Below are 11,149 nucleotides of genomic sequence, written 5' to 3' on the forward strand. Positions count from 1 at the left end.
TCATTATACACATCTTAGCGGTTTCATGATAGATGAAGAGGAGAAGTTTAACGGATTCTAAAAACTCTTGAAATATTTTCGCAATAAAAGCGTTTTAGCGGAAAACGGCTAGTGCATTTGCCGACGTTAAATGCTATAATTTTGGAAAAAGATTAAAAAATGATGAAAAAGAAGGTAGATTATGCAAGTCTTTATGGAAAGTCTGTCGGGCGTTCTCGTTATTTTGGGGATGATTCTCGTCGGATATTGTTTGACTGAACACGGGTGGTTTAAAGGAGATGCCGACAAGCTGATTGCCAAACTGGTCACGCAAGTCTCGCTGCCGTGCTACATGCTCAGTACGATCACCGGAAAGTTCAAGGCGCATGAGCTTTTGGAAATGCTGCCCGATCTTCGGTTCCCGGTGCTTTCAATGATGATTTTAATGGCGATCGCGTTTGCGCTGGTAAGAATTTTCAACATCAAAAAAGGTCGTCAAGGGCTGTTTACGTCGATGTTTTTCAACTCCAACACGATTTTTGTCGGACTTCCGATCAACCAGGCGTTGTTTGGTGATCGCAGCATTCCTTACGTTTTGATTTATTATATGGCCAATACGACGATTTTCTGGACGCTCGGAACGTTTTTTATCCAGCGCGACGGTGAAAAAGGTGCCAAGTTTGATTTGAAAAAGACGCTTGGCAAAGTCTTTTCCCCGCCTTTGCTCGGATTTATGCTGGGAATCGTGCTGGTTCTTTTGGACGTGCGACTGCCGACGTTCATCAATCGTGATCTGGCGTATCTCGGCAACCTGACGATTCCGTTGTCAATGCTGTTCATCGGAATTTCGGTATCTCATGCCGGCTTGGCACAGATGTCTTTGAAAAAGGACAATCTGCTGATTTTGTTCGGACGTTTCGTTTGCGCACCGCTTTTGATGACGGTTCTGGTGATTCATGCGCCGATGCCGACTTTGATGAAGCACGTCTTCATCCTGCAATCGGCGATGCCCGTGATGACGAATGCTCCCGTCGTTGCGAATCTGTATGGTGCCGATTCGTCTTATGCGGCCGTTATGGTAACGGAAACGACGCTGATGTCTTTGATCGTCGTGCCGATTCTCATGGTCATCATGCAGTCGCTTTAGATTAGAAAAAATGCAGAGCGGAATATTTCAAAACGTTGAAATATTCTGCTTTTTATTTTTTTTAGAATGAGATTCTGAGTAAAGAATAAGCATCCGGAATCTCGATAAGCGGTTGGAAACGTTTTAAATTAGAAAAAATAATTTGTAACAAAAGAGAAATATTACAGACTGTAATGTCAAAAACGAGACGAAAACAGTTTGAAAGCCGATAAAATGGCATTTATCCGGGTGCGCAGCAACTAAGGGAATCTTCGTGAAACATTTTTGTAACATTAGAGGCTTTTTTGAACGATTTTGTAAATTTACTGTAATTGAGTTGAGGATTGTTAAATGGTAACATAGCTATTGTACTTAAAACGAACGAAAGAAATTTCGGTATTCTGGTTAAATTTAGTTGTTTAGGAAGGTAGTCGCTAATGAGAAATTCTAAGTTGTTCAAGATAACATTGACAGCTGCAGCAGCGTTGACGTTCGCAGGTTTTGCGGAATCATCCGCCAAAGCAGATACGCAGGCAGATATCGATGCGATCACGCAAAAGATCAAGGATACGGAAAAAAGCATCAAGGAAGGTCAGGAAAAACTTTCCAAGCTTGAAGATCTTCAATACCAAAAAACAATGGAAATCGACGGTTTGAAGAAGAACATCAAGGCTCGCAAAGCTCAGCTTGCCCGTCAGGCGCGTGCCGCTCAGGTCAACAATGCCGGTTCGATGATCGACTTTGTTTCAAAGTCAAGGAGCCTGTCTGAAGCAATCGGCCGCACATTTACGGTCGCAACTCTGGTTCATGCCAACAACGAGGCCGTTGCTCAGCAAAAAGCCGATCAGGAAAAGGTTGCTGCCGATAAGGCAGTCGTTGACAAGGCTGCAGCCGATCAGGCACAAGCAAACAAGAATTTCAACAATGATCTGGCACAATTAGCCGTTCAAAAGACGCAGCTTGAAGTCAAGAAAGCAAAGGAAGACGAAGCTGCCAGGAAAGCTGCTCAGGAAGCAGAAAAGAAGGCAAGAGAAGCAGCTGAAAAAGTTGCCAATGCCAAGAACGAACGCGACGCGCAGAATGCTCTCAACGATGCAAACAATGCGGTTGCTTCAGTTACGAAGTCAGATAACAACAATAATAATAACAACAATAACAACGTTGCTGCTCAAGCAAGCACGCAACAGACAAGCAATACGAGCGCTGCTCCGGCAGCCAAGTACGGCAGCGTTGTCGGTTACGCATTGTCGTTCCAAGGGGTGCCTTACGTTTACGGCGGCACATCACCTTCCGGCTTTGACTGCTCCGGCTTGGTTCAATACGTGTTTGCAGCTTTCGGCAAGCAGCTCCCAAGAACTGCTGGGGCTCAAAAAGCGGTATGTACGCCGATTTCTGAAAGCCAATTGCAGCCAGGCGATTTGGTCTTCTGGGGTACGGGACATGTTGGTATCTATATCGGCGGCGGAAACTTTGTGCATGCACCGACAACGGGGGATCACGTCAAAGTTACGTCAATGAATTATTATCATCCTGATTCATACGGACGCGTAAACTAAGGCGTTGCCGAATATAACTAAAACCAGAATTCTACGATATATAAATAAAAAAAAGAATCACAGTTTTCTGTGATTCTTTTTTTGCGAGAAAAAGCAAAAACATTTATTAATAAGCTTAAAAAGCATTGATATTTTGTCGATTTTCTATAGAAAAGAAGGTTATTGAAGTTAAAAAAGAGGAGAAAAAAATTTGATTTTGGAGGGGATTTCATGCAGACGGTGACCTTTGAAAACAGCAAGCAGGTTTTGGAATACGCAGCTTTGAATTCTGACCAGATCCTTGTTTTATTCAGTACATATGCCGAAATCGAAATGATTGACGCAAGACTTCCGGAAAACGTGATTGTCGCGTCGTCATTTGCGCAAACTTATGCAGGTGAACGCAAAGAACGCGGATTTACCGGGTTTGTCATTGATAAAAATGAATGCGAAATCGTGCCGATTGCCGACCCGCCGATATTGTCGCGCTATGATCTGAAAAAAGCCTACGACAAGGTCAAAGACAATCCGAATGCTTTCATGTATCTGATTGCTGACGGATTGTCCGGTCAAGAAGACATGATTTTGACGAGTCTTTACTTCATGAGGACTGATTTCAAGATGATCGGTGGTTCCGCAGGCGATATGAAACACGATGAAACGCTGATCTATTATGGCAGCCATCGTGTCAAGCATCTGTGCATTTTCGTTGATTGCAAAAAACGGACGAAACTCGTCAAAGAAAATATTTATGTGCCGACCGGAAAGAAGATGTTCGTTACGAATGCCGATCCGATCAAGCGTTGCGTCTATACGTTCAATAATCGGCCGGCCGATGAAGAGTATGCCAGAATATTAGGCATTTCGCTTTGCGATTTGAATGATGCGTTCATTTCGCATCCGTTAGGACAAAAAGTTGATGGCGAATTGTTCATCAATTCGCCTCAAAAGATCAATCACGACCATTCGATTACTTTTTATTCGGAAATTATTCCGAACAAGTTCATCGACGTGCTCGGGTTAGGTGATATGAAGCAGATTATGGCAGAGACAAGAGAAAAGATGGGCATGAAACCCAGCACGCTGCTTTCGATCAATTGCGTCCTGAGAGATCTGTATTTTAAAAAACACGGAAAATGGCGCGAAGTTTTTGCGTCATTGGACGAGTTGAACGAAAAAGAAGCCGGATTCATCAGTGCTGGCGAGCAATATAACTTTGATCATTGCAACCAAACGATGGTTCTGCTCGGAATCGAATAGAAAGGAAAGAAATCAAATAATGAAATGGTTCAAAAAGAAAGATGAAGTCGTTTTGGAAGAAAAAAAGGAATCAGAAATAGATCTTCATGAAAACATTACGGCAACGGAATACTATTCAACGGTTTATGATTTGACAAAGCAAACGCAAAAACAGTTTCAAAATCTGATGAAAATGGATAGCGATTCGACGCAAAGTCTGGATCAGCTCCTGAACGTCAATCAGGAAACGATCGAAAGCATTCGTGAATCCTCGGAAACATCAAAGGAACTTGCCAAAACGAATGACAAACTGGAAGAAAAAATTTCAGCCGTTTTAGGCGAGATGAAGGTTACGGGCGATGCAATCGAAGGTTCAAAGGAAGACTTTGAGACAATGGGCAATATTGTCGACAATCTTGACAAGTTCATCAAAAACATTACGAACGAGGTGGGCACTTTGCGCACTGAATTTAACAACATTTCAACCAAAGCACAAAGCATTGACGATATTGCCGAAAGTACCACTATTTTGGCGCTGAACGCTTCAATCGAAGCCAACCGAGCCGGAGAAGCCGGCAAAGGCTTTGCGGTCGTTGCGAGCGAAACAAGCAATCTTGCTCAAAGCACCAAAGGATTTTCGCGCGAAATTTTGTCTTCGATGAATGAGCTCAGAAACGTCGTCGTTCAGCTGCAAAAACAGGTCGAGTCCGTAACCAGGGTGATTGAAAAAACGAATGCAGCCGTCAGCGATGTTACGGAAGGGTTTGAAACGATCAAAGAATCCGGCGCAAACGTGGGCGTTTATATGGATGACGTCTTGAGCATTCAAGGCGAAAACGCCGAATACATCAACAAGATGAGCGAAACGATGGAAGACGTCGTTGCCAAATCTGAAGAAGACAGCAATCGACTGCATATTTTGGTCGACAGCGTCGATAATCGTTCAATTAATTACAAGAAAATTGCAAATGACTTGGAACAATTGAACCTGCTTTCCGAAAAAGCCAAAAACAACTAACTGACAAAGTCCCCGCCAATGTAAAAGTCGACGAGGACTTTTTGCGATTGGGTTTTCGTGTTATCATATAGTTATTCTAAAGATTTGGAAGGTAACGGCATGGTAAAGTTGGTTTTAATCAGACACGGGCAAAGCATTGCCAATAAAGAAGACGTTTATACGGGATGGTCCGACTCTCCGCTGACAAGAAAAGGCATCAGTCAAGCGCGACATGCGGGCAAGTTGCTGTTTCATGAAAAAATCAACTTTTCGGACGTGCACACTTCCGTTTTGGTGCGCGCAATCAAGACCGCAAACATCGTTTTGGATGAAATCGGACAAAGCTATTTGCCGATTCATAAAACGTGGCGCTTGAACGAGCGACATTACGGGGCATTGCGCGGCTTAAACAAAAAGAGAACGCGCGAAATATACGGTGAAGAACAGGTTGCGTTATGGCGTCGTTCATTTTATACGGTGCCGCCGCTATTGGAAAAAATTGATCACGACAGGCGATACGATTGTTTTCCTGATGTCGTCGTGCCGCGCGGCGAAAGCTTGAAGATGGCTTATGACAGAATCGTGCCTTACTGGACGGATGGAATTGCACCGAAATTGCTTAACGGAGAAAACCAGCTTGTCGTGGCTCACGGGAGCACTCTGCGCGCGATGATCAAGTTCATTGAGCACATCAGCGATCAGGGAATAGATGGCGTCGAGGTTGCAAACGGAACACCGATAATTTATGAACTCGACCATCGATTGAAAATCGTCGAAAAGAAAATTTTATAGCAAAAACAGGATTGGATGCAAAAATCCAATCCTGTTTTGAGTCTTTATAAGTATGACGCTTATTTTGCCAAAGAACCCATCGGATCCCAAGGAGCCAAAACCTTTGGCTCTTCCTTCAAAATTTCCTGGAGTTCTTTTGGCAGGAACTTCTTGTTAACGACGACTTGGTAGCAGTATTCTTCCATCCAGCTGTCGCTCATGACGAAGAAGCCATCCGTTCCGACTTGGTCGCCCCATGAGTTTTCGACTTTCCACTTGTCAGGCTTGCCATCAACCAGGTTGACGCCTGTCAAGACCATTGCGTGCGTCATCAAGCTTTCGCAGTAGTCAAGGCGTTCTGCTTTGGACATTGAGAAATCAACATCGAACAATTCGTCGTTGTGGTAAAGTTCAGTATCCATGATTCCTTTTTTGCGATCGGATGATTGGCCAACGTCTGAGCCGAACCAAACGCTTTCACCTGCTTCAAGCTGTTTGATCGCAATTTTGCGGAACGTGTCCATGTCGACGTTCAAGTGACGAACTTCGCGTCCACCGATGACGTTGCCGAGCATTTCAATCGTGTACATGTGGTTGTAAGGCTTGTCTTCTGTCGGTGCATTGATGACGGAAACATAGTCTTCCGTATTCCAGCCAACGTATTTCTTGAAGAATTCCTGCGGAGTCAGGTCACGATCAAGATGATAGTTCTTGTCCTTGTCGCGATATTCGAAGTCGAATTTTGCAGGCGGTTCGCCGAAACTGTAGGCACACATGCGATAAACTTCTGAGAGCATCTTTTGTTTTCTTGCTTCAAGCTCATCTTCTGAAGCATTGGCATTGACGAGTTCGCGCAATTCGACGGCATCCTTGCGAAGTTTCAGATTCAATGTTGAATTGAATTCACGGGATGCAGAAGAATTGAACGTTTCTGGCATGACTGACTTTGGAACGACGCCATATTTGTCAATGATGGCCATGAACATGTCCCACTGGCCGCCGTCTTGTTGAGGCGTCTGCATGAGCCAGGCAACCTTGCGATCAGATGTTGGCAATGCGGCCGTCTTAATGACGTTTTCATAGAAATAATTTGATTTTTCAAGCTTGTCCCAGAAGAAAGTATAGTTTTGTGAAAGCTCAAAATCGTCTGCAACGCCGAATTTGTCCTTCATGTCATGACGCATCGTGTTCAATGCGGCAAACATCCAACAACGTCCGGATTGTTTTTGATTGGCAACTTTTCCCGTATCCAAATCAATTGAGAAAACAGGATCCATGTTGATTTCTGAACGATAGTCGGCACTTGTTGCCAAGATTCCGTTCTTTGTTACGGCGCGTTCCGCAACGTTGTGATTTGCTTTTGCATCAAGTTCTTCTTGGAACTTCTTTAATTGGTTTGCACTAATGTCTTTAGCCAAGACGTTCACCTTCCTTTAACAAACTATTAATAATTTTATAGCATTTATTAAATTAAGTAAATAAGCGAGTTTGACAAAACGCTATTTTGCTTCGAGAACTTCAAGTCCGTTTTGGCGACCGACGATTACCGTATCGACCATGTCAAGGAAAAGACCATGTTCAACGACGCCGACCTGGTGAATCAGATATTCTGCAAGCTCATGCGGATTGTCGATTTGTCCGAGATGAAGATCGATGATGTAATTGTCCGAGTCCGTCGAAAGCAGTCCCCCCTTGTCGTCTTTTCGGAATGCAGGGTTCAAACCTTTTTTCTCGAAACGTTCAAAGATTTTTTGACTGCCGTACGGAATAACTTCGACCGGAAGCGGGAACCGTCCCAATTTATCGACCATTTTGCTTTCGTCAACGATCCACATCACCTTGTCGGAATTTGTGGCAACGATTTTTTCGTAAAGCAAAGCGGCACCGCCGCCTTTGATTCCTTGAAAATCGCTGGAAATTTCATCGGCTCCGTCAATCGTAACGTCGATATGATCAACGGTGTCGACCGATTTGAGCGGAATTCCGAGACTTTTGGCTTGATTGGCAGTTCTGATCGAAGTCGTAACTCCCGTAATTTTAAGATTTTCGTCTTTGACGCGTCGTCCTAGTTCTTCAACCATGTAGTAGACGGTTGAACCAGTGCCAAGGCCTACAGTCATGCCGTCTTTGATCCATTCGACCGATTTTTTGCCGACAAGGCTTTTAAGTTCGTTTTGATTCATTTTTCTCCTCCTGGACTATCGTTTAAATAAAAGGTTCTCAACCTCAGGGTGCTTTGCGAAATATTTTTGAGTATAAGAGCAGAGCGGAAGAACGGTTTTGTTTACTTGCTTGACGTTTTGCAGGAATTCGACCGTGATCTTTTTGGCAAGTCCTTGACCGCGTGCCTTTTCATCAACCCAAGTGCGCTCAACGACGTAGGTTTTATTGTCGTTGATCATTTTAAAACCGATGCTGGCAAGCGTTTGATCATCATCGTTAAGATATGCGAACTCATTTTCGCTCCATTTGAAACGCATGAAAATACCTCCTAAAAATTATTTCTGGTTAAATTATAACATGCTTGAATAAATACAGTAAATTCAAGCATTACAACAAGTTTGGCCTTGTTTTGTTATCCATTTTGTTATCTTCATCCCTTTTCCAGTGCTACCCTTGCATATAATTCAAAAAGCCTTTAATTGCTTCGTTACGCGTTTTATTAGTAACATGGGTATAAAAATTCAATGTTGTACTAATGTCGGAATGGCCCAAGCGTTCCCGCGTTGCTTGCAAGCTTGCGCCGCTCTCTAGAAGTAGCGTGCAATGTGTATGACGGAAACCGTGAACCCTGATGCGCCTTAGATTAGGGTTCTTTCGGTATATTCTATTTAACCACCGATTAACAGTATTTTTATGCGGGATGATACCGCCTTTACCGTCATCAAATATTATTTGTTGCGGTTTGTTGGCATTGCATCCCAGTTTTAGCAGCTCTTTCGCTTGATCATGTTTCCATTCAAGCAGGCTGCTAAGCGTAACATCATCCAAAGCAAGGGTCCGAATACTTGCGGCGGTTTTTGGCTTATCAACGTAATTAAATCCGGTAAGACCGTTAGTTAAAGACTTGTCTATATTTAAAGCCTTTTCTTTGAAGTCAACATCCCCCCAGGTCAAGGCCAACAGTTCCCCTTTTCTGATACCTGAATAAGCTAGCAGACGGAAACAGGCATATATTTTCTTGTTTTCAGTTTCCTTCACCGCTTTAAGGAATTGTCCTAGCTCTTCGCGACTGTAAAAATTGTTGTCTTTCTGTACCTTGCGGCGCCTAGGGCGCGTAACATCTTTCATGGGATTAACTAAAATGTAGCCTTGCTTTCGCGCAAGATCTAAAATAGCGGCCGTTAGCGAGATGCACGCCGGCATACTAGAAGGAACAGCAACGAACCATGAATTAACGGCCGCCTGACATTGCCGAAGGGTTACTTTATCTACCTTGTAAGCCCCAAAAAATGGGGCTATATGTGTTCTATAGCGACTGTTAGTATTTGCTAGCGTGCTTTCTCTAACGGTTAACTTGTATGTTGCGAACCAGTCGGCGGCTACTTCGTCAAAAGTTACGGACTTTAAAGGCTTATTTAATAGTTCTCTATTGTCTTTCCGGTATTCAAGCCGAGTTAATTCCACTTGCGCCGCCTTCCTGCTTCTAAAACCCGTTTTCTGAATATATTTCTTTTTCCCGGTGTTTTCGTCAATACCTGCATATAGAACGAATTTATAACGTTTTTCGCCGTTTTTGAGCGTATATTCTTTAATTTTAGTCATTGTCTATCATCTCTTTCTAGAGTTTGCGCGCTCTGATATTTAGCAATAACCAAAATGTTTTTATATTACGCCTGGAAGAAGTAAATATGATCATCAGTTAAAAAGTTAGGTTATGTTAGGTTATAACAGGGGGTAATCTGGAGAAAAACAAGCGTGAATATCTTTACGGTTGTTCAAGGATGAAGAGAAATAATTATCTATTGGAAATACTTTTGATATAATTAGATTGTCATATCATTTTAGAGGGTCGGCCTTAGGGACCGGCTTTTTTATTTCAAGTTCAAAGATAAAAAAAGACATAACTATTTATTGGCAAGACGTGCAGCAATATTCTTTAATAATTCCTGATCTGCATCAGAAAAAGGCATCCCTTCCCAAAGAAAAGGTGCATTAGCACTTAATTCTAACTCTTTAGGCAATTCTTGCTTGCTAGTTCGCCCTAGCAGGTAATCAATCGAAACATCAAAATAATCTGCTACTTTTTCCAGGCTAGCCGTGTTTGTACTCTTATCCCATGAACGAAGCAACCCATTACTAAAGCCTAGCTTTATTTCAAGTTCACGAATTGAAATGTTTTTTTCAGACGCCAAAAGTCTTATTCTATCGTATATTTTCATGCTTTCCCCGGCTTTAATCCTTCCCGTTCATGATCCGTTTAATCATTTCTCTATCTTCATCAGAAAGCGGCTGGCCACGCCAAGTCATAATTATATCGTTGTCATCTAAAGCAACTTTTGAATTATCTTTCTTGCTTCGCGTATTAGTTCGCCCTAGTAGGTAATCAACCGAAACATCAAAATAATCTGCTACCTTATTTAATTTATCAACAGAAGGGGATTGCTTATTCCATTTAGAAATTGAACCGTTCCCAAAGCCTAGGGTTCTTTCAAGCTCCGCGACTGAAATTTTCTTTTTCACCGCCAAATCTTTAATAACGTCACGTAATCCCATAACTCATCACCTCACACTGATAATAATCTAATAAATATTTAGAAAAGCCTTGCGTTTAGTCTAATTATCTAATATACTAAAAACATCATAAAGCGAACATAGAGCGGTAAGACTGAGGCCGTATGGCATTTCTATACCCTCATAATAGATTATTGGCGGTTATCAGTCAACGTTTTTGTTTCGTTATAGACGATTGGAGGTGTTTTTTGTGGAAATATATAATGCTGTGAAAGGTATTTCTTTGAAAAAAGGAATATCAATTTATAAGCTGGAAAAAAATCTAGGATATCCCAACGGTTCAATTTCTAAATGGAATCGGCAAATTCCCAACGCTGTAAGATTGCAGGAAGTCGCGGACTATTTAGGAGTGACTAGTTCCTACATTTTAAGCCAATCTAGAAAGGAGAGATAAACATGAATGAACCGTTACAGGTAATGCTAACACCGGAACAAGATGCAGCCTTGCGAGGGTATTTCTATCAGGTCGCAAAGGAAGAAATAGAACGGGTAAGGCATGATGAAAAGCTTGAAATGTTGGTGTATACGCGTAAGAACTTAGCCGCGGCTTGCGGTTGTTCCCCTAGCCTAATTGATACATGGCAAAAAATGGGGCTTAGGGCATCCGTCATTAACGGACGAAGTTATTACACGAAGAAGGATATAGCTGAATTCTTTGCAAAATACCGAATTTAAAAAAGGCATATCGGTAAATGTGGAACCGATACGCCTAAAAAAATGAGCTTGCGCGCTCTGATATTTATCAGTAACCCCAGAACCAAGAAAGGA

13 protein-coding genes are annotated in these 11,149 nt (G+C 42.5%); 7 read left to right on the top strand and 6 right to left on the bottom strand.

From position 1 onward, the window contains the following. The first annotated feature begins 181 nt into the window (after nt 1–181). The 5 genes from BMZ95_RS05550 to BMZ95_RS05570 all read left to right on the top strand — a co-directional run bounded on the left by BMZ95_RS05550 (nt 182) and on the right by BMZ95_RS05570 (nt 5,668). Nucleotides 182–1,126, top strand: coding sequence for an AEC family transporter (locus BMZ95_RS05550; RefSeq protein WP_014072949.1), 945 nt, complete (start codon nt 182–184; stop codon nt 1,124–1,126). Nucleotides 1,127–1,542: 416 nt separating this feature from the next. Further along, nucleotides 1,543–2,661, top strand: a complete 1,119-nt coding sequence (locus tag BMZ95_RS05555; protein WP_046922591.1) for a C40 family peptidase — start codon at nt 1,543–1,545, stop codon at nt 2,659–2,661. A 210-nt stretch (nt 2,662–2,871) separates the two neighbouring features. Further along, nucleotides 2,872–3,900 carry an FIST signal transduction protein gene (locus BMZ95_RS05560; RefSeq protein ID WP_046922592.1) on the top strand — a complete coding sequence of 343 codons (1,029 nt, stop codon included), beginning with the start codon at nt 2,872–2,874 and terminating at the stop codon, nt 3,898–3,900. Between the two features lie 19 nt (nt 3,901–3,919). Next, the gene (locus BMZ95_RS05565; protein WP_014072952.1) at nt 3,920–4,897 is read left to right on the top strand and encodes a methyl-accepting chemotaxis protein; all 978 of its coding nucleotides are present in this window, start codon (nt 3,920–3,922) and stop codon (nt 4,895–4,897) included. 99 nt (nt 4,898–4,996) lie between these two features. Next, nucleotides 4,997–5,668, top strand: a complete 672-nt coding sequence (locus BMZ95_RS05570; RefSeq protein WP_014072953.1) for a 2,3-bisphosphoglycerate-dependent phosphoglycerate mutase — start codon at nt 4,997–4,999, stop codon at nt 5,666–5,668. Between the two features lie 59 nt (nt 5,669–5,727). Here the strand turns inward: BMZ95_RS05570 and BMZ95_RS05575 are convergent, their stop codons facing one another. The 6 genes from BMZ95_RS05575 to BMZ95_RS05600 form a co-directional block, all read right to left on the bottom strand. Then, nucleotides 5,728–7,065 (bottom strand): C1 family peptidase, encoded by a 1,338-nt coding sequence (locus BMZ95_RS05575; protein WP_041819823.1) that lies wholly within the window; start codon nt 7,063–7,065, stop codon nt 5,728–5,730. Nucleotides 7,066–7,146: 81 nt separating this feature from the next. Continuing rightward, nucleotides 7,147–7,830 (bottom strand): ribose-5-phosphate isomerase RpiA, encoded by a 684-nt coding sequence (rpiA, locus tag BMZ95_RS05580; RefSeq protein WP_046922593.1) that lies wholly within the window; start codon nt 7,828–7,830, stop codon nt 7,147–7,149. 15 nt (nt 7,831–7,845) lie between these two features. Next, nucleotides 7,846–8,127, bottom strand: a complete 282-nt coding sequence (locus BMZ95_RS05585; RefSeq protein WP_046922594.1) for a GNAT family N-acetyltransferase — start codon at nt 8,125–8,127, stop codon at nt 7,846–7,848. A 130-nt stretch (nt 8,128–8,257) separates the two neighbouring features. After that, nucleotides 8,258–9,412 carry a tyrosine-type recombinase/integrase gene (locus BMZ95_RS05590; protein WP_046922595.1) on the bottom strand — a complete coding sequence of 385 codons (1,155 nt, stop codon included), beginning with the start codon at nt 9,410–9,412 and terminating at the stop codon, nt 8,258–8,260. A gap of 302 nt (nt 9,413–9,714) precedes the next feature. Then, complete coding sequence (locus BMZ95_RS05595; protein ID WP_046922596.1) at nt 9,715–10,029, bottom strand: helix-turn-helix domain-containing protein; 315 nt, start codon at nt 10,027–10,029, stop codon at nt 9,715–9,717. Nucleotides 10,030–10,042: 13 nt separating this feature from the next. Then, nucleotides 10,043–10,363, bottom strand: a complete 321-nt coding sequence (locus BMZ95_RS05600) for a helix-turn-helix domain-containing protein (RefSeq protein WP_046922597.1) — start codon at nt 10,361–10,363, stop codon at nt 10,043–10,045. Between the two features lie 208 nt (nt 10,364–10,571). Here BMZ95_RS05600 and BMZ95_RS05605 point away from each other — a divergent pair, with 208 nt between their 5' ends. After that, nucleotides 10,572–10,775 (top strand): helix-turn-helix domain-containing protein, encoded by a 204-nt coding sequence (locus BMZ95_RS05605; RefSeq protein ID WP_046922598.1) that lies wholly within the window; start codon nt 10,572–10,574, stop codon nt 10,773–10,775. A gap of 2 nt (nt 10,776–10,777) precedes the next feature. Then, on the top strand, nt 10,778–11,056 hold the full coding sequence (locus tag BMZ95_RS05610) for a MerR family transcriptional regulator (RefSeq protein WP_046922599.1): 279 nt from the start codon (nt 10,778–10,780) through the stop codon (nt 11,054–11,056). Nucleotides 11,057–11,149: the final 93 nt, after the last annotated feature.

The sequence above is a fragment of the Ligilactobacillus ruminis DSM 20403 = NBRC 102161 genome (genome assembly GCF_900113455.1).
Taxonomy (GTDB): domain Bacteria; phylum Bacillota; class Bacilli; order Lactobacillales; family Lactobacillaceae; genus Ligilactobacillus; species Ligilactobacillus ruminis.